Here is a 25663-nt window from a genome sequence, read left to right as displayed (position 1 = left end):
ATAATAATATATACAGAATCTGATAAGTAGGTGAGCCCATAAGATGCAGAATAAAAATTATTCTATGAAAGAAGCAATGATATTCAGTCAGCGAATCGCTCAATTAAGTAAAGCTTTATGGAAATCAATTGAAAAAGACTGGCAACAATGGATTAAGCCTCATGATTTAAACATTAATGAGCACCACATTCTATGGATTGCCTATCATCTTAATGGCTCTTCCATTTCCGATGTGGCCAAGTTTGGGGTCATGCATGTTTCTACTGCCTTTAACTTTTCTAAGAAATTGGAAGAACGTGGATTCTTGACGTTCTCAAAAAAAGAGAATGATAAAAGAAACACGTATATCGAAATCACCGATGAGGGAGAAAAAGTCATACTTGATTTAATGGAGACTTATGAACCAAGTAATAACTCCGCTTTCTCCGGAGCGATGCCCCTTCGTGAACTTTACGGTAAGTTCCCCGAAATGATTGAGATGATGGCTGTCATCCGTAATATCTATGGGGAAGATTTCATGGAAATATTCGAAAAATCCTTTGCTAACATCGATCGGGACTTTACTGACGTGGAGGGCAAAATTACAAAAAAAAAGATAGAGAAAGAAACTGAGGCCGTTTAATCTCACATTTTAGCCATTTCCTTCATGAACGATACATATATACCTTGTGAGAGGCAAGCCTCAATGCATTCTTTTATAGTTGTTTTGGGATTCAAATTTTTCTCCAGTTGACTAAAAAGCGGTCGAAAATTCATGTACCCTTCCGCTTTTTCTATTTCAAAGCGTTTGCTCAATACATCACATAAGGCATGTAATTCTTCGGCTTCCCTCTTCGTGAAATTTTTTTCCACGAAAAGATAATCCAATTTTGCCTGTGGATTATGAATTAACTTTAGTAGCAGTCGCTGGTGAAAACGGAGTATTTCGATTTCCTCATTTACACTTCTCATTCTATAGTCCCCAATCAATCATTATTTAGCATATGCATACAAAATCCATTATTATTTTTTCAGTTAATTTTCGTTACTCCACGAAATGCCCCACCAATCCTGAGCCTGGAAACTCCATCCTTTTTTATCTAAAAACAAAATCCATAAAACCTATTGCTTTTTCCATTCATTCATCGTAATGTATGTAAGTAAATTTAAGGGTCTATGGAGGCTGATTTCAACATGAATTCATGGAAAACAATTGACCTTTCAAAACAGTATGGGAGTTGCCGTCTACTCCTATTTACAGTTTTCACTATAATGATGTCATTTGTTTTAATATATACATTATTAAGCGTATTTTCACCCCATGTCATTTTGTATGACGATCAAACGATGGGATTTTTTAGCTTATTGCTCTTATTATATCCTGTTCACAAATTATTACACTACTTACCTATGAGATTAATATGTAAAAAGGTAAAAACATCATGGTCCCTCAGGTGGCATCTCGTACTTACATGCAAAGTATACGTGCATCATCCGATTCGGAAAAATCTCTATCTTATCACCTTGGTTCTACCCTTTTTCATCATGTCCTTTATTTTTATCGGTTGCGCCGTGGCTTTCCCACACTACACCCATTATTTCACCATTTTACTATCTTTGCATACAGGTTTGTGCGTGTCGGATTTCATTTATGTCAAGAACCTGATAGGATCACCCGGGCGATCCTTCATTGAGGAGCACGGAGAAGGATACGATATCCTAGTCCAAAAATGAATATTGCCTCCTTCCGACGCTACCAAGATTTTTAGGTATCTTTTTTCATTAATATTTGGTATCGTATTTATACATGATGTTATGCAAGGAGGGATTTTTTGATCTCGTTCTGGTTTATTATTTTTGCTATTGTGATTCTTTATAATATTAATAGAATGACAAACTCTTTATGTATTCAAAAGGAAATCTCTGAAGAAAAGCAACCTAAAGTATTCAGGACCATTAATGTGTTGATCACTATTTTGTTATTATCCTCCTATATTGAAGTTTTATATGTGTAAAGGGAAGCCCTTGCGTATATACTGATAATAATCATTACATACCTGCATTAATGTGGTATTCCAACGCTTCTATCCACATAAAGAAAAAGGCGAAGCACACGGCTTCGTCTTTTTTGTCTTTTCTTATAACCAGGATGCGCCAATGATTACTAATAGGATGAAAAGAACGACTATTAGGGCAAAGCCCCCACCAACTCCTCCAGACATTGATCTTCCTCCTTCCCATTCCAGATTAAGATTACTTTCATGCACACTCTTATAACCCGTAAAAAAAATACATTTCATCAGGTTTATTCACCATGTGTAAATTTCATGAGCGGCTACCCTATCCTATTCATCTCCATTCCAAAAGGAGTGGGCACTTTTCATATTAATGTTGTGTTCGGCTAACAATATGCGACCGCAGCAATCATTAATAAGACGAATAAAACAACCAATAAAGCAAACCCACTGCCATATCGATTACCCATAAAACTACCTCCATTGTTGTCTTCGATTTATCATATGTAGGGATTCAGGATATGGGTGGGCATACACCCAGTTTTTTTGAAATTCTTAAAGGTACATCAATATATTATTTTTTGTAAAACAGCCAAAATATGTTATAGTTAGTTTTGTGGATAATCGAATAATTACAAAAAAAAGAAACTTAAAAATTAGGAGTTGTTACTAAATGAAGAAGTGGGCATTATCGGTTGCCGTAGCTGCTGGACTGATCGGACTTACAGCATGCAACAGCGACAAAGAAGCAGTAGTGGAATCAAAAGCTGGAGATATATCAAAAGAAGAGTTTTACAATGTGATGAAAGACAGATACGGTGACCAAGTCCTTCAGGAAATGGTATACGAAAAGGTTCTTTCAGATAAATACACGGTAACGGATAAAGAAGTTAAAGCTAAAGTAAAAGAGCTTAAAGATCAAATGGGCGAAAACTTCGACTCGGCTTTAGCTTCATCTGGATATAATAGTGAAGCAGATCTTAAGCGTGCACTTAGAATCGGCATGCTTCAAGAAAAAGCGGCCATCGCGGACATTAACGTGAAGGAAGCGGAAGTGAAAGAAGCTTACGAAAACTACAAACCAGACCTTAAAGCCAGACATATTCTTGTGAAAGACAAGAAAACGGCTGAAGAAGTCAAAGCTAAATTGGACAAGGGTGGAGACTTCGCCGCACTTGCGAAAGAATATTCCACTGATACAGGAACGGCTGCAAAGGGTGGAGATCTTGGTTGGTTCAGTACAGGTGAAATGGTTCCGGAATTCGAAACAGCTGCAGCTAAGCTGAAAAAAGACGAAATCTCCAAGCCAGTAAAATCTGAATTTGGCTACCATATCATCCAATTGCAGGATAAGAAAGAAAAAGAATCGTATAAAGATATGAAAAAGGATCTTGAATATAAACTAAAAGTGGCTAAAATTGACCAAACTAAAGTTCAAAATATTTTAGATTCCGAAATTAAAAAAGCAGACGTGAAGGTCAAGGATAAAGAATTGAAAGATTCCATCACATCCGAAACTGCTACAGAAAAATAATAGACACCACTAAAAAGCGACAGGGACCACCCCCTGTCGCTTTTTACTATTATCTTAGGCCTCTTTTCGTTTCTCTCTTTCCTCTATCATACGGTCTATATATTTCTGCCCTTCCTTTTCAATCCACGCTTCGTCTATCATGCGTTCTTTCCTCGCTGTCCATATTGACATAACGGCACTGACAATGATTCCAATAAACACGAACCAGATCCATATTGGCATGTCCATTCTCCTTTCAAGATCCCCCATCGTTTTACTAGAGCATATGCAGGAGATAAAAAAATATGCTTCTTTCCCGGTTAGGAAAGAAGCATATTCATTATTTAAAGGTTGGTTTATAGAATGAACGATTATCCAGTGCAAAGACTCTTTCGGTGAATTCCCCTGGTTTCACTTTTTCAAGGGCCCGATCCATCATATTGATTTTGGCATCCATGTTATCTATATAATGAAGGACTTCCGCTTCCCTCACCATAGGCGGTTTCGGACTTCCCCATTCCGCTTTTCCATGATGACTCAAAACTAAATGTTTCAAAATCATTATTTCTTCGGTATCAATCCCAAGTTCTTCTGCAGCTTTGCCCACTTCATTCACCATGATCGTGATATGGCCAAGCAGGTTCCCTTCAACCGTATAAACAGTTGACACAGGACCCGATAACTCATGGACTTTACCTAAATCATGTAAAATGACCCCGGCATATAGAAGGTCCTTATCAAGGGATGGATATAAGCCTGAAATGGCCTTTGCAAGCCCCAGCATGGACACGACATGGTAAGCTAGGCCCGACATGTACTCATGATGGTTCTTAGTGGCAGCAGGGAATGTTAAGAGTTCTTCCTGATACTTCTTGACCAGATGCCTAGTCACTCTTTGGATATTCGGATTTCTCATTTCAAAGATGAATTGGGTGATGGTCTCCATCATTTCTTCCTGACTTAGAGGTGCCGTTTGAATCAAATCGCCTTTTGTGACGCCATCAGCATCCGTAGTCAGTCTAAGATGACGAATCTTCAATTGACTCCGACCGCGATAATTCTGAACCTCTCCTTGTACCTTCACCGTAGCCTCGGCACTGTACGTTTTTTCATCAGCCTCTGATACATCCCAGAGTTTAGCCTCGATTTCACCCGTTTTATCAGACAAAATCAGCGTCAAAAATGGCTTGCCATTACTCGCAACCGCCTTTGTACTCGTTTTGATGTACATATATATATCTACTACTTCACCAATTCCATAATGAATGATCCCATTGTTCATGCGACTGCCTCCGTTCAATTAAATATCAACATTATAACATACCAATTTGGTTAGTGCGTTTAGTTTCTATTAAAGTGCACATAAGAAAACCAGGCTTTACTTACAGCCTGGTTCCTAGACAAATCATTCAACAGTTACTATTGGGACAATAAGGGCATTTCATTTGACCTTCGATTTGATAATATAAACAGCATGTCACACGCTTATAAGAATTCATGGATTCAGGTACCGTCTTTTCCCCGATGAAGCGTTTGAATGGTGACCGCTTTTCCATCCCCAGCCAGATTTCATCATCCAGCAGATTTTCGATATCGGCTTCCACTCTTTCTTTGATATCACATTGCTTCAACAACTCTGAATACATCCAGACCGTATACCCCCATATATTTTCCCAAAGTATAAGTCTTGATACTTTAGTAGATTTGGAAAGTGGGACAATGACATCAGCGCCAAATTTATTTAATACAGTATGTAATGCTTGTTGGCTTTCCTTCTCCGGAACATCGCTCCAACTATTTTCTTTCAGCCAGAATTTTGGAAACCATTGCGCATCTGCAGGATCATCCAGAATGGCCAAATCAGAAAGCGAACCATTCCAAACAAGCCGATGCTTACTGATCATGTACAGTTGTGCCGTAATAAAAAATGCATAACGCCTGAACCACATGGAAGCGGCAACCCTAGGAGTATCTGCTCCAGAGCGGATTATTGCATAACCGATCAGTTCTTCGATATCCTCCACGTTTCTTGGATTGTTTATCTCCTCTTTAAAGGAAATCCGATACGTTTGCAGCTCTTCTTCGATTGAAGGTGACACCTTATGAGGTTGAGGCATTTCTATATTCATTCCATTTATAATTGATTTTTCAGCATTACCACATGATAAAGACTGGGTTTTAAGAGCTGGACTCATTATACTACTCCCCTTTTAGTCTATTAATCCTAGTTTAATGAAAATGATTCTCAATGTCAATTTAAAAAAAGAACGATGGCTTCATTTACGCTCAGATCCTTCAGCTTATATACTGGAAACCGACATACGCGTCCATAGGAGTCCCGAAGACCCTTCAACTATCTCCATTCGAAGTCATGAGTCGATGTGAAAACAAAAAACCCTCCAATTCCGGAGGGTTTTCAACCAACAAGTACGTCTTTTGTACAATAGCTCAGCGACTCATCCCTAACTCTACTAAATAAGCCTTGATCGATGAACGGAATCAATTCACCTGCAATGTTCCAGGCATTGAGTTCTATTTGATAGAGCGTTTCCCGTTTACTTGGACCAACCAATTCCATGCTCAACATGGAAAGGTCCGGGTCCAATGCATGGCCCATCTCATGGGCAAAGATGATCCATACATATTCCTCAAGCCTTTCGAGGGAACCGAGTAAACGTTTCAACTGGATTTCGATATCTTTTTTATATAACGTGATGGTATGATTCGAAACCGAATACTTCCCTCCAACACACCGTCTGTCAGGAAATTCTTCCTCGATGAGTAACTGTAGCGAAGCATCATATCGATTCAAAAAATCATGCATGTCCAAATTCGTTCACTCTCTTTATTATAGTTTTTTTCATTTTATGTCGGGGAGGATAAAATATGATCATTTTGGAGTCAAAACTTGCTTGGACAGATGAATCACGTCATTTCCCTCGAAATGGTGCAAATTATGATCATGACACGTAAAAAATAAAACTTGACGCCTTTGGGATACCTTATTCAACAGCTCAAGCATCCGTTTTGTCCTCTTCCCATCAAAATTAACAAAACTGTCATCGATGATAAGGGGAAAAGGATCTTCCGCAAAAGTATGATCGGCAAGTGCTAGCCTTAAGGACACATAAATCTGCTCAGCCGTTCCCCGGCTGACTTCCTCGGCCTCGAAATTCAACCCATCGCTCCGCTCTACACGTAACCCTTCACCTTTTGGCTCCAGGATGATTCTTTGGTAGCGACCATTCGTTAGAAAAACTAAATGTCGCTCCGCTTCCGCGATGACCTTTGGAAGCCGTTCCCTTTTATATCGGTCCAGGGTTTTATTTAATAAGCCTTTAGCCAATGCCAATTTTGCCCATTCCTTTGCTTCCTCGTTAAAAGCGGCTTTTGCTTCATGGAAACGATGCAGCAACTCCTCATAAACGCCATTTGCCTCCAACTGTTTGATCTTATATCGAGTATCAGCTTGGTTCTCCAGTAAAACTGTTTTTTCCTTTACTAGATCCTTCCGTCTTTGTTCCAAGTTTTCAACCGAATACACGTTGATTCCTTGTTCGGAAAATCTTTGGATTCGCTCCGGTTGCATATCCGCTTGCTCCAATTGAATGTTGAGTAACTCCCATTGCTTTTGCAGCATGATTCTTTCATCGGCCAAAATGGCTTTTTCACGATATGCTTCTTCACTATCCACCTTAGCTTTCGTAAATAGCTTAGCCTTCTCCTTTTCAAGATAGTCTTTTTCCAGCATCAGGCTTTCTTTTTCACTCATTAAATCTCTGAGTACCTGCTGACATTGCATCAACTTGGCTGTTTGATCCGCCATGAGGTGAACTTCCTTTTTCAACGTTAGGATGGCATCCTTCCATGTGGATGGCTCTTTGCCAATCTGTAAGGCATAATCAAATAACGCATCCGATATACTATGGAAATCGGCTTTTAATAAGCGATGGGTCTCGATATATTCATTCTTTCTTTCAACTGCTGCCTTCCACTTCACCAACTCGTCAAAGGTAGACTCTAGATTGACGTCCGAACCTGGATGCGGGAAGCCCCAAGAAGTCATGATGGCATTCACGGTTTCTAGTAGCTGTACCTTTCTCTCCTCCCATGCGGCATATTCCTGGATGGTGGATTCGAAGGCATCCTCCCGTTCTTTATATTTAAACCTTTCATGGTCCAGCTGTTTTTGAAAGTCATCATCTTGGTTGATGAGCTGCTTCATAGCCCCTGAACTCATGTCCCTTTGAGATTTATCGACCCGATCCAACGCTGCTCGTTTCCTTTTCGCTTGCTCAAGTTGCGCAGACTGTCCAACCAAACTATCGTCACCTTTGGAAAGGAACCGAGAAACAGCCAATACAATGGCTGCACTCAGTAAAATAAATCCGCCTAGGCTCTGGCCTTTGACGAAGCTTCCTATCGCAATCACACATATGAGGACAATCAATCCGCCAGTTAGTAAGTGGAAGCGCTTATGATGATCCTGTCGCTTCTTCCGGGAGTCTAGTTGGCCCTCCAGCTCTGAAATTTGCTCATCAAGAAATTGCCTTTTCACTTCGTCAAAGTTGGAATCCTGTCGTTTGTTGACGATGGCTTCCAACTCGTTTCTTTTTTCCGAAGGCATAAGCTTTGACTTTAACTCCTTCATCCGTGCTTCCGTCGTGTCCAGACCCACTTTTTGCCGACTATATTTTTCATCAAGCAGATTTTCACTTTGGTGCAAATGATGCTTTTCCCTTTCCGCTCTCTTTATTTTTTCTTTCATGAACGTACTGGTATCAAGCTTACTGATATGTTGATCAGCAGCATCCCAAAATAAATCCTGCTTAATCCTTTCGATTTTTTTTGCTTCAGCCTGAATTTCATGTTCTACTTTCCTTATTTCCAGCTCTAGCTTATCCAGCATCGCCCCTTGTTCGATGGCAAATTCGACCTTTTCTTTATGCTTTCTAAGGAACGAACCACTTTCATTTTGCATAAGGTCCCTTTCGATTTTAAGCACCTTCTCATTCAAGGCCGCCAGTTGAGCATTTAATGGAACTTCAACGGCTTGCAGCTGCTCTAACCGCCTCAAACCATCCGAAGGAAGTTTCATGTCCCCAATGTCATTCAATCTTGCTTCAATTTCCCGGCGTTCCTCGAATAATGGCTTAATTCGTAAAAAAGAACTCGATTCAACAAGTTTTCTCTCCATCTCTTGGATTTGTTCCAGACAGCTGGCCAGTTGGCTTTTCAGCTCGATTTCATCTTGGCACAAAACAGTATAAGACTGTTGTTCCACTTCGGCAGCTTTGACTTGTTTCTCCAATTCTTTAAGCTCTTTTATTTTCACGTTTAATAGTGGTTTCTGCCCGGAAGGTTTGAACCGGAGATCCATCTCCTTCTGTAGCTTCGTTTCCGCCTCCAGCAACCGATCATTCCCTATCAGGCCTGCCGAAAGTAAATATTTACTCATGTCCCCTTCACTAAGGGCTGACAAGCCTTGTAACCCCTGAAGGTCAAAAGAAAAGATGGACTGATAATAGTTTTTATCCATGCCATGAAGAATTTCATTGAGCTCTTCTTCGCCTCCGGTTCTCCCATCCTGGAATGTGATTTTCACATCTCCCGTTGCCTTCCCCTTCACCCGTTCAATGATGACTTCACCATCTTTTTTTGTAATAAGCGTGAGTCTCCCGCCATACTTGGCATGAAGTTTAGGCTCATATCGCCGAACATTTTGAACCTTTGTCGGAAAACCAAATAAAAGACTGTGTATGAATGACATGATTGTGGATTTACCTGACTCATTCTCCCCAAAGAAGACCTGCAGCTGCCCCATTTCTAAGAACCTCTGGTTTTCCAGTTTCCCATAGCCATAAACATGGAGGTCTTTAATTTTCAAATCGGTTTCCTCCTTCAATTGACCATTATGATTCAAATACCTGCAACAGCCATCTTTCAGCCTCATTCATGAGCTCTTGCTCCTCTTCCTGACTCAAGGCATCGAGAAATCTCCTTGATGCAGCCTGTTTGTAAAGTGGCGCTAGGACCTTTTCTATATCGGCAAAATCAGCAGTCAATTTGGCTATTTCATTTGTAAAAGGTGTCAGCCTTTTTCCCGCTTTACGTAAGGAAGATGGCTGAAGGGTGATCTTATGTACCCACACGAATGATTGCTCCTGCTCTTCCTCTTCCTGTAAAAGCCGGGTTAAATCTTCTAGTAATTCACGTGAGAAGACAAAAGGATCCTCGACATCCAGCTGGATGTCTATGAGATAACCCTTATCATCCGAACGTATTTGCCCGATCATCTCCTTGCACTGCTTATAAAGATCATCAAAGCCAGCGGTTGCCGGGACTTTAAAGAGTACACTTTCCCATATCAGTTCGGATGTTTCGATAAAGGAGTGCCTTTTTTCTTCTCCGTCCATTTCGACCAACACACAGCCCTTTACACCCAACTCCTTCCGATTCCTCCCTTGTATATTTCCCGGATAGATGACAAGTGGATATTCTGAAACGACCTGGCGCTTATGTATATGACCTAATGCCCAATAATCAAAGTCCTTTTCAGTAAGCTCATTCAATGAAAAGGGAGCATAGTTTCCATGATCCGAATTTCCTTCTAAATTCCCGTGAAGAAGGCCGATATGATAATCGGCAGCTTCTGATTTTACATACGATTCTATCATTCGTTCCGTTACATGCCGCCGTGGATAACTGAAGCCATATAAATGGACTGTTGTTCCGTCCATCTTTTCAAACCGCTTGACTTCCATTTCGTCTGAAAAAATATGCACATTTTCAGGAAAGTCCACTTTAATCCAAGAGCCACTAAGGTGATCATGGTTCCCATGAACGATGAAAACCGGAATCCCATGTTGCTGAAGTCTTTCCATTTCACTCCGAAAACGGACCTGTGTCCGAAGATTCCGATTTTCCCCATCAAACAAATCACCTGATATCACCATGAAGTCGACATGACGACAGATCGCATTCTTCACAATTCTTTGAAAAGACTTAAATGGACTTTCCCTGATGTCTTTTAATATGGATGCCGGCAAATCCCTCAATCCTGAAAAAGGGCTGTCCAAATGAAGATCTGCCGCATGAATGAACGTAACGGCACTCACCATAACCACCTCGTCCCCTAACATTTATTTACTTTTATTTTATCATATCCAGAACATACTTTCCCATATTAATAACAGGAATGATTCCAGTTAGTTTAGGTGAAAACAGTATAGACCATTTTATAAATAAAAAGACCGAATCGCAGGCACTTTTTAGATGCACTGCATTCGGTCTTTGTTTTTATTTGAAGATATCCATGCTTAAATATCGCTCGCCATTATCCGGTGCAATACACAGTACGCGTTTTCCTTTTCCAAGGCGGCGTGCTTCCTGAAGGGCACCCCAGACAGCGGCCCCACCTGAAGGCCCAATTAAAATACCTTCCTTCGCAGCCATGTCCTTCATTGTCGATATGGCATTTTCATCCGTTGCTTGAAGGATTTCATCGAAGACATCCGTATTTAAAATGCTTGGAACAAAACCTGGGCTTGTTCCGACAAGCTTATGAGGACCTGGCTTCCCTCCTGAAAGAACAGGTGAGCCTTGAGGCTCGACGACAACAACCTTTAGCTCAGGCAGCGCTTCTTTCAAAGCTTCACCTGTTCCTGTAATTGTTCCACCTGTACCAGCAGTTGCGATAAACACATCGAGATTCCGATCCATTTGGCCCAATATCTCGACTGCAGTCGTAACCCGGTGAATATCTGGATTAGCCTTGTTTTCAAATTGCTGTGGGATAAAGCTATTAGGAATCTCTGCGGCTAGCTCCTCCGCTTTTCGAATCGCACCTGGCATCCGGTCTGCCGCTGGAGTAAGGACCACTTCCGCTCCATAGGCTTTCAGTATATTGATTCTCTCTTTTGACATATTATCCGGCATGACCATGATCGCGCGGTAGCCTTTGGCAGCAGCATTCATGGCAAGACCAATCCCCGTATTCCCTGAAGTCGGCTCGATGATCGTTGCCCCAGGTTGGATTAGCCCGTCCAGCTCAGCCTGACGGATCAAATTAAAGGCTGCCCGGTCTTTTACACTTCGGCTTGGATTGAAATATTCCAGTTTGACATATACATCCGCATCGCCTTCCGCGGTTAAACGATTAAGTTTTACGACTGGTGTATCCCCAATCAATTCAGTAACATTATTTACGATTCTTACAGTCATTTCTTAAAAATCCCCTTTCAACTCATTCACATTCATCATTTACTTACTTCTTCATTATTATATCATTTATAAATTTTTGTTTAGTAAAGGAAATACTTCATATTCTATAGGATTAATTTAGTTACCCAAGATATTCACATAAATTGGTACATTTACTTGCCTTCTCGGGAAAGATTCCACGTCCTTATATAATAATAGTCAAAAATGACATAAAATGATAAAATTTTCATTAACAGGTTATATGCTATACAGAAAAATGATTGAACGGTCATTGATGAGAAAAGGGGAGTTTTAACATGAGTAAAGTATATAAATTAACCGTTTTTGAACCGACAGGGGAAAAGCTTTTAGACGAAGCATTCACCGCTGAAACTGATCAACAGGCAAAAGAAATCGGTCAAAAAATTCTAAATGAAAAAAATTATCAAGATCAAACGCACCGCTGCACATCACCTGCAGGGGCACTATTACTCTTTCATCGTTAAACGGTTGAAGAATGGAAGCGCTTTTTTATATTTTGGATAATCTAAGAATGGGATAAAAATAGAGAGACCGTCATCCTGACGGTCTCTCTGATTTCATTTCCCGATAAAAACGGGTTTCCTTTTCTCGACAAAAGCACGGATTCCCTCTTTATGATCTTCTGTTTGACGCATTTTCATTTGGGCCGCTTTTTCAATTTCAAGCATTTTTATTAACAAGGGACGATTTTTTTCACTGAGGATCTTTTTCGTTTTAATCATCGCCTGTACCGGACTTTTCAGCCAGATCTGCACTTTTTTCTCGACCGCCTGTTCCAAGGACCCTTCCACCACTTCATGAATGAGGCCTTTTTCTTTTGCCTCATGGGCGGTAAGGACTTTTCCTTCCCAAATCAATTCCTTCGCCCCCACTTCACCAAGACGGCGTTCAAGGAAGAAGTGTCCTCCGCCATCTGGGATCAGTCCGATACCAATAAAGTTCATGGCCACCTTGCTTTGTGAGTCCGCAATGAGGTAATCCGTTGCAAGGGCAATGCTTAAGCCAAGACCTGCCACTGCACCGTGGATCTCACTGATGGTCAATTTAGGCATGAAATATAAGGTTGTAACCAATTCACTTATTCCATCCATGAGGCTATCAAAACCATTTTCCTCATCGGATCCAAGCATCATCTTGATATCTCCACCTGAAGAGAATGCCTTTCCATTCCCTTTTAAAATGACGACGTCAATATCTTCATTCTCGCCCACTTCCTTAAGGGCATAAATAAAGTCGTTTAGCATGGCTGGATTTATTGCATTCATGGACTCCGGGCGATTCAAAGTGACCGTCGCCGTTCTCTCCGTGCATGTAACTAAAACAGTACCTGTAGATGAAGTCGATTCAATATTCACTAATTTTCCTCCTCTTTTTCATTCCTTCATTTTTTTCCTATCCATGGTTCTCTTAGCGTTCAACTTTGCAGGTATGTATCCTTAAGCTGTTCACGAAGCGCCCTTTTCAAGAACTTTCCTACACCCGTTTTTGGGATTTCATCCATAAAAATGATTTCATCCGGTAGCCACCATTTCGCAAACTGTGGTTTTAAAAATTCAAGGATGTCTTCCTGCGTCACTTGGTCTTTGTACCCGTCTTTTAAAACGACACAGGCGACTGGCCGTTCCTGCCATTTTTCGTGCGGCATGGCAACGACAGCTGCTTCGAAAACCCCTTCATGGGCCATTAAGGTGTTTTCTATATCAACCGAGGAAATCCATTCGCCTCCACTTTTGATTAAGTCCTTCGTCCGATCGACAATTTTGACAAACCCTTCGTCATCGATTGTGACGACATCACCGGTATAGAGCCAGCCATCTTTAAAGGTTTCCTCTGATCGTTCATCCTTAAAATACTCATCGGCAATCCAAGGTCCTCTTATAAGTAACTCACCCATCTCTTTTCCATCGGGCTTCACTTCACCATCTTGGCCTACGACTTTAATTTCAATCATGGGCGCGACAAGTCCCTGTTTGGCCTTCAGGTCATAAAGTTCTTCCTCAGGCAGGTCATCCTGGTAGCTCTTCGGTTTCGCAACGAATACAAGCGGGCTTGTTTCAGTCATTCCATAGGCATGAAGGAATGGGATATTGTATTTTTGCTCGAATGTCCTGATCATGCTTTTCGGGGCAGCCGACCCACCGCATAAAATGGTGCGCATACTACTTGTGTCATGATTTCCCGTCTCAAGCTCCTTCAACAGCCCAAGCCAGATTGTCGGAACGCCGGCCGCAATTGTGACCTTCTGGGTTTCAATGAGCTCCGCCAAAATTTTCGGTGTGAAGTTCGGTCCCGGCAAGACCATCTTCGTTCCGAACCAAACACTTGCAAATGGCATGCCCCACGCATTTACATGAAACATCGGCACGACCGGAAGCGCTACATCCCGCTCGCTTATTGCCGCCGAATCAGCCAGGCCCAATGCAATCGCGTGCAATAAAATCCCTCTATGTGAATAAAGGACTCCTTTTGGGTTCCCTGTTGTGGCCGATGTGTAACACAAACCTGCTGGAGCGTTTTCATCCAAATCCTTAATGAATGGCTGTGCTGGATTTCCTTCAGCCAATAATGTTTCATAATGATAGACGGGTGATAAAGTAGTCTCAGGAAGCACCTCTTCATCGGTCATGATGATGTATCCCTCAACCGTAGTCAGCTCATCCTTGATCATTTCCAGTAATGGAATCACATCTGGATCTATAAGTAAAAGGCGATCTTCCGCACTATTGACGATATAAGAAATATGCTGAGGAGATAGACGCATATTGATTGTATGGAGGACCGCTCCATGACAAGGGATGGCAAAGTAAGCTTCCAGGTGTCGGTGATGATTCCATGCCAGTGTTCCAATTTTGTCACCGGTCTTGATGCCCATTTTTTCGAAGACGCTTGTGAGCCTTCTTGTCCGCTGGGCAGTTTCTGCATACGTAAATGTATGGACTCCGCCGTCCGTACGGGAGACCACTTCTTTTTTCGGAAAATACTTTTCAGCTCTCTCAATGATTTGCGTCATAATCAATGGAGTGTCCATCATAACAATCTCCTCCTTATATAGAAAACGCTTCCATTTATATATTCGACCACATCAAAAATAATCCTTTTTCAATTGATCAGGATTTTACATTTTATTTTATAAATCGACTTCTATTTTGTTTTTTTTATAGAAAATAGAGGTAAAGTATAGATAAATGATATGTAGAGGAGTTAATCCATGGCTAACAATCTTAATGAGGAACTCGATGCTTCCTGTACAAGTGAATACTCTATCCTTTCTCAGGTAATCGTCTGTGAACCAAGGTATATGGAAATACGCGAAGTCATCAATGAAACTCAAAAAGAATTTAAAGAGGAAAACATAGATAGGATACTAGCGATGAAACAGCATGCAAATTTTGTGACGGCACTTAGGAATGAAGGAGTAGACGTCATAAAACTACCACCCCAATCTACATATCCAGAACAGGTCTTCACAAGGGATATCGGCTTTACCATAGGTAATACCGTTTATGTTGCCGAAATGGCAAATGCGATACGTTCAGGAGAAGAACTATTATTGAAACTGTGGCTTGAATTAAATGAAATCCGTTATTTCAATGTAAGTAAAGGGAATATTGAGGGTGGTGATGTTATTCTTGATGGAAAAACGGTATATATAGGAATTAGCGATAGAACCAATGAGAAGGCCATTAAGGAACTACAAGGCCTATTACCCGAATACGAGGTCATACCGGTTCCTTTCGTTGAAAAGTATCTCCACTTGGACTGCATATTCAATATTCTTTCACCGACCGAGGCTCTCGTTTTCCCTGATGCCCTTACCAAGAAGGAACTAGACTTTTTAGGTTCACGTTACGATCTGATCGAAGTGAACGGAGATGAACAATTCACAATGGGCACGAATGTTCTTTCCATCGGAAATAAGAAATTGTTCAGTCTTCCTTGCAATAAAAAGGTCAACAATCAGCTTCGAGAACGGGGATATGAAGTAATTGAAGTCGATATAAGTGAAATCATCAAATCCGGTGGCTCTTTCCGCTGCTGTACGATGCCACTTTTACGTTCAAAAAGTAAGGTCACTGAACTCCGTTAAAAACAGGGTGTTTAAACCGGGTCTTCATCAAGGCAGACCCGGTTTATTTTGCATTACGGACCGATTGGGTTACAAAGAAAGCGACGGAACCTAAAAGCAAGATCAGGAAAATGGACAGAGCTAATGTTCCGAGGCCTTCTTCCTTCCCCATCGCCACATGAACCGATTCCCAACTCGTATACAGGAAAAAGAGGATGATCTCCACCTTCAAAAACAAACTCATCATTCGAGCATTTCTATATTGAAATGCAGCATTTTTTTCGGTTATTTCGATTGGGTAATTAAAAAGGTGCGGGACCCTCTCCAACAACGTCAAGCCAACCCATAAAAAAAGGCTGATGGTAGGAAGGAGCCAAATCAACGCTCTTCCTCCCCATCCATCCACTTCTCCTTTTCCATTAAAGTGAATCGGGACTTCGGCGGGTAATGTGTTCCATACACTGATTAAATAAACCAGGTTGATTACGATGAAGAGAAGTGAAACGATATCCATCATTTTCTCAACGCCCGTCTTGGGAAAATGTAAAACCGGATGTTTACTTTTCATGTTTTCCTCCCCCATTTCTTATAGTAAGAATCGGTTATTGTAGTAAGTCCAAGATGACAGCAGAGTCTTCTTCGTTTAATTGCACATACTTGTTTTGATCATCTTTCGTAACTTCCAGCGCATGTTCACCGGAACCCAACCACACAAAGTAAACAGGGATTTCATCCCCAAAGTTGCGATCATTAAAGTAGAAGATGAAGTCTGCTTTCCGGTCATCTTTCTCCATGGGATTTTCCTTCCACGTCACATTTTCCAAAATTTCTTTTGTTTTTACAGTCTTTTTCATATTTATGTTTTCTTTATAGGCTTCAAATCTATATGTATCTTTTCCTATTCGTTTTTGGATTGAAATACGTTCTTCCCTATCAGAACAACCCGAAGCAAACGTTAATGATACTAGGCATAGTGCAAATAAAATTAATCTCCACTTCATTACCTCCACCCCCTATGCAAACTACTTTCCCATATAGTCATTATACTCGTTAACTTATGGAAAATAATAGGATTGTTTAAGCTAAAAGAGGAAAAAACCCCCAAGCTGATTGCCTGAAAGTTTCCGACTCGAATATTTGAGTAAATCAACCAAACCAAATCGTAAATAGCTGTTCATTCACACCAAGGTTATACATATAATAAATTCCGAAAACCGTACTGACGACACCCGTCAACCGAACGAGAGAGCGATTCGTTTTTTTTGAGGAAGCGCTAGTCACAAACGGAATGCTCAATATGGTCGTAAACAAGAGCATGCCTAAACAGGTCCCCACCCCAAAAACAATGATATATAAAGCTCCCTGCCAGGCAAAGTCTATCGTGCCCATCGTAAGAAGGACCATCGCGGCACTTCCGGCAAGTCCATGGACGACCCCAATGAACATCGATTTCAGGTAGGTATTTCTTTCAAAATGGTCATGTTCATGAGCATTCTTCCAGGAAAAAATCGTGGTCATTCCTAGATACACCAACATGATTCCCACAAGAAACTCGAGTGACATTGCCCAAGCTTCCGGTATCTCATCTTTCAACAGGATCAGGACGACACCGAAAACCAGGAGTGTCAGTGTATGACCAATTCCCCAAAACACCCCGGCGAGCGACGACCTCCAGATTTTCTTGCTTCGGCTGGCAATGGTCGAAACAGCGATCACGTGATCCGGTTCAAGAGCATGCTTGATGCCTAATAAAAATCCGATTCCTAAAACTAGCAATAAACTCATTTCCATACCACTCAATCCCGTCTATTAATAAGTTAGTATTTACGGTAAAACACAACATCTTTCTGCAATGCAAGGCTCCGTAAAAGATTCTCGGAAACGGCGAATATTTTCTCGATTAACTGAGTTTGATTCGCCAATACCCTTACCATCAGTCCTCGTATAGGCAATCTCGAAAAACCGATTCTTGCCTTTTGCCCGAAATCAGATAGCGATTCTTCTAATTGCGTAATCATGTCCTCACTTAGCCCATCATGTATGAACAATAATGAACCAAAATGGCTGTATCCTTCCAATAACAAAATGGATTCCATCTGATCGGATGGTTGCAATAATACATGATCCATAATCAGCCTTTTCCCATCATAAAACACATTCATTTTCGAACGAATCCAATCGTATGTAAAATCCTTGCCACTCTTGGACCATCCCGGGGTGAAGATATCCGTGAGCAGTAGCCCTGACCCTTTATCCATATGTATGGTCGTATCTTGTATATACCGTGCACCTTCATATGCAATCAACGGGTCCTGAACATAGGTGAGGAAGCTTCCCTTTCTTAATACCATTTCAGTCTCCTGCCTTGCCGGTTCTCCCGTAGTTTTATATACCTTTGTCGCAGACTGGGTCGTCAACGTCAAATGTGCTCCTTCTTCTAAACAGAAAAACTGTTGGTAGCAATCACCTCCGACATAACCACCCCCGACATGAATGAGAAAGTAGGTGGGTGAAGTTTCATCCAGAAAAACAGGACGGGACAGTTTGAAAGCTCCCTCATGATAACTGTCCTTCACAATCGTCCGCCCCTTTTTCAGTACTGACGTCAAGCGGATGCTACCGGTCCAATTCATTGCTCTAACCCTATGAAAAAGGCCTCGGATTTAATCCAGTTCACCACATCCTCTAATCCTTTTTCATCTTTTAAATTCGTAAAAAAGAAGGGCTTATTTCCGCGTGTTGCCAATGTATCGCGTTCCATCACTTCAAGACTAGCTCCAACGTAAGGGGCCAAATCCGTTTTATTAATGATGAACAAATCCGATTTGATCATCCCTTGTCCGCCTTTTCGCGGGATTTTCTCCCCTTGGGCCACATCTATGATATAAATCGAAAAATCCACGAGCTCCGGACTAAATGTGGCTGCTAAATTATCACCGCCGCTTTCAACGAAAATTAAATCAAGATCAGGATGAAGGTCCTCCAATTCATCAATCGCCGCGAAGTTCATCGAAGCATCTTCCCGAATCGCCGTATGCGGACAGCCTCCCGTTTCCACCCCGATGATTCGATTTTCAGGCAACACACCGTTTTTCATGAGAAAAAGAGCATCTTCCTTCGTATAAATATCATTCGTGACGACGGCCATGCTGAAATCATTTGCCATTGCCCTCGTCAACTTTTCGACGAGCATCGTTTTCCCGGCACCAACCGGGCCACCTACACCAATTTTCACAACCTGCTTCATCATAATCGGTTTGTCCCTTCTAAGAGCAAACCTGTCACCTCTTTTCTATTCAACTCATAAATAGCCTTACATGCAATTGCTCATGCCTCATTTGGGAGATTTCCAAACCCGGTAACGTCCTCCCAAGCTCATCCTCTGTCATTTCCTTGATTACTACCACCGCTGTTTGTATGATGCCATGTGTCCATAACAACAGTGATTGTCCAGCGGTCTGTCCTAACGGGATTCCTCTGACTGCATTTTGAATAAGGGAAGAAACGGCCGCATACAGGCAAGCTGTGATGGCCATGTCTACGGAAATGCCAAGTTCCGTACAAACAAGTGCAAAGACGATCGCAGGATGACCGTAACATTTCTTTTCTTTGATTTTGATTAGATAGATCGACAACATATCGGATGGGTACAGTGTCATACAAAGCTTTGCCATCTGCTGCCCAATCCTTCTTGAGGCTTCCCTTGATTCTTTGGCAGAACAGCTCGCAAATAGCTTTTCATCCAAATCCCAAATCCCTTCCTCATCTTGATCCAGGATGAGTTCATAGGCGATACGGCAACCCAGGCCATCGGTATAAGATAAGGACTTCAAGATATAGACCTTTAAAAATTCTTTGAAAGAGTGCGCATCATGAATCTTCTCTTCCTGTATATAGGTCTCCATCCCAAAGGAGTGGGAAAACGAACCGGACGGAAAATTCGAATCACAAAGCTGGATGAGCGGAAACAACCGTTCATTCATGAGAATGTCCGATATGACGGAATGCCTGCTTTACCTTTCTTTTCTCACGGCGAAAGGGAATGCCTTGCTCTGCAAGCAGCTCTTCAACCAGATAATCATATTGAACCAGCATTTCATCCCCCTCAAATTGTGCCGGCAAATGGCGATTCCCCAATTGATGTGCGATATTGCCCATCTGCCCGACGGATGTAGGCGCGATGGTTAAGATATCGTCATCAATCGTCTGAACCACGATCATATTCTTTTCATCCATATACAAAATATCGCCATCCATTAACTCTTTGTTTTCCTTGAGCCTTATTCCAATCTCATTGCCATGATCCGTTTTCACACGTTGAATTCTTTTTCTTAAAGCATCGCTTTCTAGAAAAACCCGTTCCGTATGTTTTGGTTTATTTTGAATGGACTCAACGTTTCCTATCACCTTTTCGACAATCATGCTATTCACCTCAGAATAAAAAGTATCGCTGCGCCATTGGCAGGTCTTCTGCCGGCTCACACGTAATTAAATCACCGTCGACCGTCACTTCATATGTTTGTGGATCCACTTCGATGACGGGTGTTTCCCCGTTTAACTTCATGTCTTTCTTTGTAAGATTCCGGATATTCGAGACGGTTTTCACAATTTTCTTCAACCCGATTTCCTTATGGATTCCCGCTTCATAAGCAGCCTTAGATAGAAAGGTGATGGATGTACCAGAAACGGCTTGCCCAAAACTCGCAAACATCGGACGATACAAAACCGGTTGTGGGGTCGGAATGGAGGCATTGGGGTCTCCCATGATGCTGTGTGCAATCATGCCCCCTTTTACGATCATATCCGGTTTCACTCCAAAAAAGGCCGGGTCCCACACGACCAAATCTGCAAATTTCCCTTCTTCCAATGATCCGACGACATCGGAGATTCCATGGGTGATGGCTGGATTAATCGTATACTTGGCGACATATCGCTTCACACGGAAATTATCGCCATCCCCTTTCTCCTCCATCATCTTTCCCCGTTGTTTTTTCATTTTATCCGCCGTCTGCCATGTCCGCAGGATGACTTCTCCCACCCGGCCCATTGCCTGAGAATCCGAACTGATCATGCTGAAGACGCCTAAATCATGGAGAATGTCTTCAGCAGCTATCGTTTCCTTCCTTATCCGGGAATCGGCAAAGGCGATATCCTCCGGTACGGAGGGATCCAAATGATGGCATACCATCAACATGTCTAAATGCTCTTCCAGCGTATTGATGGTATACGGGCGTGTCGGGTTCGTCGAAGAAGGCAAAATATTCGGATAACTAGCCACCTTAATAATGTCCGGGGCATGTCCGCCACCCGCTCCCTCGGTATGATAGGTATGAATCACACGGCCCTTGATGGCTTCAATCGTATCCTCGACAAAGCCGCCTTCATTAAGGGTATCGGAATGGATGGCTACCTGGACATCATATTCATCCGCAACGGACAAGCTTGTATCGATGGCAGCTGCCGTGGTCCCCCAATCTTCATGCAATTTCAGCCCGATGGCCCCAGCCTTGACCTGCTCGATGAGTGGTTCTTTTGCCGAGGCATTGCCTTTTCCCAAAAACCCGAAATTCATGGGGAAATGTTCAGCCGCCTCAAGCATTTTATGGATATTCCAGGCTCCCGGTGTACACGTCGTGGCATTCGTTCCGGTTGCCGGTCCTGTTCCTCCGCCAATCATCGTCGTGATTCCACTCGATAACGCCGTCTCAATTTGCTGGGGTGCAATGAAATGAATATGTGCGTCAATGCCTCCCGCGGTCACGATCTTTCCTTCGGCGGCGATGATTTCAGTCGCCGCACCAATCGTCATGGTCACCCCATCCATCAATAGGGGATTTCCTGCTTTACCGATTGCCGCAATCTGCCCATCCTTCACCCCGATATCCGCTTTATAGATGCCCGTATAATCGACGATGATTGCATTCGTGAAGACAAGGTCCATGACCCCTTCCCTTTCAGCTGTTGGATGCTGTCCCATCCCATCACGTATGACCTTTCCCCCGCCGAACTTCACTTCATCTCCATATCTAGTGAAATCTTTTTCTATTTCTATGAAAAGCTCTGTATCTGCCAGTCTGACTAAATCCCCGGTCGTCGGACCGAACATGTCGGCATATTGCCTCCGTGACATTTCATGACTCATCCTTCACCCTCCACATCAAGCGGTCCGTTCGTTCGATTGCTTAATCCGTACACTTCCCTTTTGCCGCCAAAAGGAATCAGCTCCACTTCCTTTTCATCGCCTGGTTCAAAGCGGACCGCCGTTCCCGCAGGAATGTTCAACCGTTTCCCATAGGCTTCTTCACGAGTAAATTCCAACCCGCTGTTCACTTCATAAAAATGAAAATGGGAGCCAATCTGAATCGGTCGATCTCCCCGATTGATGACAGAAATGCCTGTCGCAAGCTTCCCTTCATTGCACACAATCGAATCTCTTTTCAAGATATATTCACCTGGTATCATGCCCCAGCCTCCTTACTGAATTGGATTATGGACCGTCACAAGCTTTGTTCCATCCGGAAACGTCGCTTCCACTTGAATATCGTGGATCATCTCCGGGATCCCCTCCATTACATCCTCACTGGATAGAATCATCCGGCCAAATTGCATAAGCTCCGCAACAGAGCGTCCATCCCGTGCCCCTTCCATGATTTCATACGTGATCAAGGCAATGGACTCCGGATAATTCAATTTCACTCCTCTCTCTTTTCTTCTTCTAGCTAAATCCGCTGCAACCACGACCATTAATTTCTCCTGTTCCCTTGCCGTTAAACGCATGACTTCTCTCCTTCTATCATTCTAAAAGAACTGATTTACAAACGAGTCAACCCACATATATAACACAGAAATGTAAGATTTTATAACATATTCTCATTATAAATAATTTTCTGACAATTTCAAGAAGAAAAATCAAAAACGTAAAAACCCTTTCACTCAAACTTGGTGAATATCCATAACCTTGTTATACTTTTATTTAGAAGAAATTTTCTAACAAGATGTGGAGGAATATAAATTGAATTACATAAAAAACCAGTTAAAAGTCACCCGGAGCAGTTTACTAAGTGAAATCAAGGGATTATCGCCAGAGTTTATGGATGTCCAGCCTTCAGGATTCAACAATACGATCCATTGGCACCTTGGTCATGTATTGAGTGCAGCGGAAAAATTCTTATTGGACTCTCCAAATGGCAGTAACCTACCTGACAACTATGGACAACTATTCGGATATGGTTCAAAGCCAGCTGACTGGCCAGAGGATGTCCCATCCACTGATACACTGAAGCTACAGTTAGAGGAGCAACTCGATCGCCTTCTTGCGATTCCAGAAGAAAAATATGCTGATAAAGTGGAAAATCCATTCAAGGGGATGGAAACAGTGGAGGACTTCATTAGCTTTATCGTCTTACACGAAACGAATCATATCGGACAAATTCATGCGATGAAGCTTCTCGTTCAAGCTTCTAACTGATAACTCAAAAGCCAGGCACACCGATTTTCCAGAAAATCCGGGTGCCTGGCTTTTTTATGTTATGGTCATCAAAGCAAATCGATGGATCCACTCCCTCCGACCATCCACTTACTCCTCGTTACGTTTCCTTCATATTCCAGACATAAAGAGCCAAAAGTATACACCAAAACGAAATTTATCCAGCACGTGATGTATAAAAAATGGTGAAACGGTTGAAAAATGTAATTTCTTCCATTATAATGATGAGATTGTTTGTAATAATATTTAATATCAGGATAAAAATGTATGGATTTTCAATTTTCTTCAATCTCCTCTTCCCTCGAATGTAATGTAGATGAACTACTGTCAGTCATGGATCATTCCTAAAAAAAAACGAGAATCAGAGATTAATACTATTAAGTAGGTAGGTGACCCCCAAAATGTGTGGATTTGTTGGTTGTATGCATCAAAAACCCAATCAAATGAATATAGACATGAAAGATCAAATAAATAAAATGAATACGCTTATTACACATAGAGGTCCGGATGATGAAGGTTATTATAATGATGCGTATGTCAATTTTGGTTTCAGACGACTCAGTATCATAGGAATCGAAAGTGGACACCAGCCCCTTTCTTATGAAAATGATCGGTATTGGATCATCTTCAATGGTGAAATCTATAACTATATAGAATTACGCGAAGAACTAATCCAAAAAGGTTATGAATTTACTACCGAATCGGACACAGAAGTCATCATTGCCCTGTTCAGTGACCAAAAGGAACGTATGGTGAGCAAATTAAGAGGCATGTTTGCTTTTGTCATCTGGGATAAAGTGGAGCAATCGATATTCGGGGCCAGAGATCAGTTTGGCATCAAGCCCTTCTTTTACTCAGAACAAGAGGAACTAACTTATTTTGCTTCAGAAAAGAAGAGTATTCTTCTAGCGATGGAAGGAAAGATAGATTCCGACTCCTTACAGCACTATCTTAGCTTTCAATATGTACCTGAACCCGATACGATGACAAGCCAAATTAAAAAACTAGCGCCAGGCCATTGCTTCACGAAAAAGCAAGGTGGCAAGATGAATATAAGCCGATATTGGGCACCGACTTTCAAACCGATGGACCTATCCGAAACACAACTTTCCAAGGAAATTCGTGATGTTTTAATAGATTCGGTGAATGTGCATATGCGAAGTGATGTACCGGTGGGATCGTTCCTATCCGGAGGCATTGATTCTTCGATCATCGTTTCCCTTGCCAAGGAGGTCAACCCCAAACTAAAAACGTTCTCTGTCGGTTTTGAACGGGATGGATTCAGTGAAGTCGACGTGGCGAAAGAAACAGCCCACGCCCTTAATCTAGAGAATATCAGCTATATCATTTCGCCTGAGGAATATCTTGCTGAACTCCCTAAAATCATTTGGCACATGGATGACCCACTGGCAGACCCAGCGGCCGTCCCTTTATATTTCGTGGCTCGTGAAGCCAGAAAACATGTAAAAGTGGTATTATCCGGTGAAGGGGCGGACGAGCTTTTCGGTGGTTATAATATCTATAGGGAACCTCAATCATTGAAAATGTTCAACCATATCCCGAATCCGATCAAACACCTGTTAAAAGTGATGAGTAGGATTTTACCGGATGGAGTGAAGGGGAAAAACTTCATTGAACGTGGTGTCACCCCTTTGCAAGAGAGGTACATCGGTAATGCAAAAATATTTGAAGAACGTGAAAAGAAATCATTGCTTTCGGAATATAAACCAAACTTGGGCTATACGACCGTGACTGATCCCATTTACAATCAATCCAGATCATATGATGCCGTTACGAAAATGCAGCATTTAGATATTCTTACTTGGCTGCAAGGAGACATTCTGTTGAAGGCCGACAAAATGACGATGGCTCACTCTCTTGAACTACGCGTTCCTTTCTTGGATAAAGAAGTGTTTAATGTCGCGACAAAGATTCATTCAGAGCAAAAGATCAAAAACAATACGACTAAATATATACTTCGTAAAGCAGCCGAGGGGATCGTCCCTGACCATGTATTAAATCGGAAGAAATTAGGATTCCCTGTGCCTATCCGCCATTGGTTAAAGGATGAAATGTATGATTGGGCCAACAATTTGATTCGTACTAGCCCCACAGATTATCTTTTAAATAAAAAAGCGATTTTTGACTTGATGCAGGAACATGTCGCTGGCAAAAAGGATAATAGCAGGAAGTTATGGACCATCATTGTATTTATGATTTGGCATCAAATTTATATAGAATATGCTTATGATTTTAACGATTTAGGTGAGAAACAAGAAAACAAAAAACAAGTTGTACTTACTTAATCGTTCATTCATAGCTATTCAACCTATCCCTATCAAGGCTTCGTCCGAGCCTTG

Annotated in this window: 30 protein-coding genes; 8 read left to right on the top strand and 22 right to left on the bottom strand. The window is 41.8% G+C overall.

Annotation, left to right across the window (positions count from 1 at the left end; translation table 11 throughout):
- Window positions 1–43 precede the first annotated feature (43 nt).
- The gene (locus ACIQXH_RS11405; RefSeq protein WP_402867711.1) at window positions 44–622 is read left to right on the top strand and encodes an HTH-type transcriptional regulator Hpr; all 579 of its coding nucleotides are present in this window, start codon (window positions 44–46) and stop codon (window positions 620–622) included.
- A 2-nt stretch (window positions 623–624) separates the two neighbouring features.
- Here the strand turns inward: ACIQXH_RS11405 and ACIQXH_RS11400 are convergent, their stop codons facing one another.
- Window positions 625–951: a DUF1878 family protein gene (locus tag ACIQXH_RS11400; protein WP_402867710.1), complete on the bottom strand. Its 327-nt coding sequence runs from the start codon at window positions 949–951 to the stop codon at window positions 625–627.
- 204 nt (window positions 952–1155) lie between these two features.
- Here ACIQXH_RS11400 and ACIQXH_RS11395 point away from each other — a divergent pair, with 204 nt between their 5' ends.
- Both ACIQXH_RS11395 and ACIQXH_RS11390 read left to right on the top strand, forming a co-directional pair.
- A complete protein-coding gene (locus ACIQXH_RS11395; protein ID WP_402867709.1) occupies window positions 1156–1713 on the top strand; it encodes a DUF3267 domain-containing protein in 558 nt (185 codons plus the stop codon).
- Between the two features lie 98 nt (window positions 1714–1811).
- Window positions 1812–1994, top strand: a complete 183-nt coding sequence (locus ACIQXH_RS11390) for a hypothetical protein (protein ID WP_402867708.1) — start codon at window positions 1812–1814, stop codon at window positions 1992–1994.
- A gap of 123 nt (window positions 1995–2117) precedes the next feature.
- Here the strand turns inward: ACIQXH_RS11390 and ACIQXH_RS11385 are convergent, their stop codons facing one another.
- Both ACIQXH_RS11385 and ACIQXH_RS11380 read right to left on the bottom strand, forming a co-directional pair.
- Window positions 2118–2201, bottom strand: coding sequence for a YjcZ family sporulation protein (locus ACIQXH_RS11385; protein ID WP_402868526.1), 84 nt, complete (start codon window positions 2199–2201; stop codon window positions 2118–2120).
- Between the two features lie 179 nt (window positions 2202–2380).
- Window positions 2381–2464: a YjcZ family sporulation protein gene (locus ACIQXH_RS11380; protein WP_402868524.1), complete on the bottom strand. Its 84-nt coding sequence runs from the start codon at window positions 2462–2464 to the stop codon at window positions 2381–2383.
- 203 nt (window positions 2465–2667) lie between these two features.
- Here ACIQXH_RS11380 and ACIQXH_RS11375 point away from each other — a divergent pair, with 203 nt between their 5' ends.
- The gene (locus ACIQXH_RS11375) at window positions 2668–3528 is read left to right on the top strand and encodes a peptidylprolyl isomerase (protein WP_402867707.1); all 861 of its coding nucleotides are present in this window, start codon (window positions 2668–2670) and stop codon (window positions 3526–3528) included.
- Window positions 3529–3582: 54 nt separating this feature from the next.
- Here ACIQXH_RS11375 and ACIQXH_RS11370 read toward each other — a convergent pair whose 3' ends face one another.
- The 7 genes from ACIQXH_RS11370 to cysK form a co-directional block, all read right to left on the bottom strand.
- Window positions 3583–3750: a sporulation YhaL family protein gene (locus tag ACIQXH_RS11370; RefSeq protein ID WP_402867706.1), complete on the bottom strand. Its 168-nt coding sequence runs from the start codon at window positions 3748–3750 to the stop codon at window positions 3583–3585.
- 97 nt (window positions 3751–3847) lie between these two features.
- Window positions 3848–4789, bottom strand: a complete 942-nt coding sequence (gene yhaM / locus ACIQXH_RS11365; protein ID WP_402867705.1) for a 3'-5' exoribonuclease YhaM — start codon at window positions 4787–4789, stop codon at window positions 3848–3850.
- A gap of 127 nt (window positions 4790–4916) precedes the next feature.
- Window positions 4917–5702 (bottom strand): (2Fe-2S)-binding protein, encoded by a 786-nt coding sequence (locus tag ACIQXH_RS11360; RefSeq protein WP_403123544.1) that lies wholly within the window; start codon window positions 5700–5702, stop codon window positions 4917–4919.
- A 221-nt stretch (window positions 5703–5923) separates the two neighbouring features.
- Window positions 5924–6331, bottom strand: coding sequence for a hypothetical protein (locus ACIQXH_RS11355; RefSeq protein ID WP_403123810.1), 408 nt, complete (start codon window positions 6329–6331; stop codon window positions 5924–5926).
- A gap of 66 nt (window positions 6332–6397) precedes the next feature.
- Window positions 6398–9394, bottom strand: coding sequence for an ATP-binding protein (locus ACIQXH_RS11350; protein ID WP_403123542.1), 2997 nt, complete (start codon window positions 9392–9394; stop codon window positions 6398–6400).
- 25 nt (window positions 9395–9419) lie between these two features.
- A complete protein-coding gene (locus tag ACIQXH_RS11345) occupies window positions 9420–10628 on the bottom strand; it encodes a metallophosphoesterase family protein (protein ID WP_403123807.1) in 1209 nt (402 codons plus the stop codon).
- A gap of 178 nt (window positions 10629–10806) precedes the next feature.
- The gene (gene cysK, locus ACIQXH_RS11340; protein ID WP_402867700.1) at window positions 10807–11730 is read right to left on the bottom strand and encodes a cysteine synthase A; all 924 of its coding nucleotides are present in this window, start codon (window positions 11728–11730) and stop codon (window positions 10807–10809) included.
- A 296-nt stretch (window positions 11731–12026) separates the two neighbouring features.
- Here cysK and ACIQXH_RS11335 point away from each other — a divergent pair, with 296 nt between their 5' ends.
- On the top strand, window positions 12027–12215 hold the full coding sequence (locus tag ACIQXH_RS11335) for a YhzD family protein (protein WP_402867699.1): 189 nt from the start codon (window positions 12027–12029) through the stop codon (window positions 12213–12215).
- Window positions 12216–12308: 93 nt separating this feature from the next.
- Here the strand turns inward: ACIQXH_RS11335 and ACIQXH_RS11330 are convergent, their stop codons facing one another.
- Window positions 12309–13100: an enoyl-CoA hydratase gene (locus ACIQXH_RS11330; RefSeq protein ID WP_402868522.1), complete on the bottom strand. Its 792-nt coding sequence runs from the start codon at window positions 13098–13100 to the stop codon at window positions 12309–12311.
- Window positions 13101–13165: 65 nt separating this feature from the next.
- Entirely contained in the window at window positions 13166–14782 is a 1617-nt protein-coding gene (locus tag ACIQXH_RS11325; protein WP_402867698.1) for a long-chain fatty acid--CoA ligase, read from the bottom strand.
- Window positions 14783–14959: 177 nt separating this feature from the next.
- On the opposite strand from ACIQXH_RS11325, the gene ACIQXH_RS11320 reads away from it, so the two are divergent.
- Complete coding sequence (locus ACIQXH_RS11320; RefSeq protein ID WP_402867697.1) at window positions 14960–15838, top strand: dimethylarginine dimethylaminohydrolase family protein; 879 nt, start codon at window positions 14960–14962, stop codon at window positions 15836–15838.
- Between the two features lie 43 nt (window positions 15839–15881).
- Here ACIQXH_RS11320 and ACIQXH_RS11315 read toward each other — a convergent pair whose 3' ends face one another.
- From ACIQXH_RS11315 to ACIQXH_RS11270, 10 genes are all read right to left on the bottom strand, one after another.
- Window positions 15882–16385 carry a DUF1648 domain-containing protein gene (locus ACIQXH_RS11315; RefSeq protein ID WP_402867696.1) on the bottom strand — a complete coding sequence of 168 codons (504 nt, stop codon included), beginning with the start codon at window positions 16383–16385 and terminating at the stop codon, window positions 15882–15884.
- A gap of 34 nt (window positions 16386–16419) precedes the next feature.
- Complete coding sequence (locus ACIQXH_RS11310; protein ID WP_403123539.1) at window positions 16420–16818, bottom strand: hypothetical protein; 399 nt, start codon at window positions 16816–16818, stop codon at window positions 16420–16422.
- 145 nt (window positions 16819–16963) lie between these two features.
- A complete protein-coding gene (locus ACIQXH_RS11305) occupies window positions 16964–17608 on the bottom strand; it encodes a HoxN/HupN/NixA family nickel/cobalt transporter (RefSeq protein ID WP_402867694.1) in 645 nt (214 codons plus the stop codon).
- Between the two features lie 26 nt (window positions 17609–17634).
- Window positions 17635–18450: an urease accessory protein UreD gene (locus ACIQXH_RS11300; protein ID WP_402867693.1), complete on the bottom strand. Its 816-nt coding sequence runs from the start codon at window positions 18448–18450 to the stop codon at window positions 17635–17637.
- Window positions 18447–19064 (bottom strand): urease accessory protein UreG, encoded by a 618-nt coding sequence (gene ureG / locus ACIQXH_RS11295; protein ID WP_402867692.1) that lies wholly within the window; start codon window positions 19062–19064, stop codon window positions 18447–18449. The genes ACIQXH_RS11300 and ureG overlap by 4 nt, the downstream gene beginning before the upstream one ends.
- Before the next feature lie 49 nt (window positions 19065–19113).
- Window positions 19114–19800, bottom strand: a complete 687-nt coding sequence (locus tag ACIQXH_RS11290; protein ID WP_403123537.1) for an urease accessory protein UreF — start codon at window positions 19798–19800, stop codon at window positions 19114–19116.
- Window positions 19793–20239, bottom strand: a complete 447-nt coding sequence (gene ureE, locus ACIQXH_RS11285; RefSeq protein WP_402867690.1) for an urease accessory protein UreE — start codon at window positions 20237–20239, stop codon at window positions 19793–19795. The genes ACIQXH_RS11290 and ureE overlap by 8 nt, the downstream gene beginning before the upstream one ends.
- 10 nt (window positions 20240–20249) lie before the next feature.
- Window positions 20250–21959 carry an urease subunit alpha gene (ureC, locus tag ACIQXH_RS11280; RefSeq protein ID WP_402867689.1) on the bottom strand — a complete coding sequence of 570 codons (1710 nt, stop codon included), beginning with the start codon at window positions 21957–21959 and terminating at the stop codon, window positions 20250–20252.
- Window positions 21956–22279: an urease subunit beta gene (locus tag ACIQXH_RS11275; RefSeq protein WP_403123535.1), complete on the bottom strand. Its 324-nt coding sequence runs from the start codon at window positions 22277–22279 to the stop codon at window positions 21956–21958. The genes ureC and ACIQXH_RS11275 overlap by 4 nt, the downstream gene beginning before the upstream one ends.
- Window positions 22280–22291: 12 nt before the next feature.
- Window positions 22292–22594 carry an urease subunit gamma gene (locus ACIQXH_RS11270; RefSeq protein WP_402867687.1) on the bottom strand — a complete coding sequence of 101 codons (303 nt, stop codon included), beginning with the start codon at window positions 22592–22594 and terminating at the stop codon, window positions 22292–22294.
- Window positions 22595–22829: 235 nt separating this feature from the next.
- Here ACIQXH_RS11270 and ACIQXH_RS11265 point away from each other — a divergent pair, with 235 nt between their 5' ends.
- Both ACIQXH_RS11265 and asnB read left to right on the top strand, forming a co-directional pair.
- Window positions 22830–23285 (top strand): DinB family protein, encoded by a 456-nt coding sequence (locus ACIQXH_RS11265; RefSeq protein WP_403123532.1) that lies wholly within the window; start codon window positions 22830–22832, stop codon window positions 23283–23285.
- 419 nt (window positions 23286–23704) lie between these two features.
- Window positions 23705–25609 (top strand): asparagine synthase (glutamine-hydrolyzing), encoded by a 1905-nt coding sequence (gene asnB, locus ACIQXH_RS11260; RefSeq protein WP_403123529.1) that lies wholly within the window; start codon window positions 23705–23707, stop codon window positions 25607–25609.
- The last annotated feature ends 54 nt before the right edge of the window (window positions 25610–25663 follow it).

The organism is Peribacillus sp. NPDC097225 (genome assembly GCF_044761955.1).
GTDB lineage: Bacteria > Bacillota > Bacilli > Bacillales > DSM-1321 > Peribacillus.
This window is presented reverse-complemented; position numbering and strand designations above follow the sequence as displayed.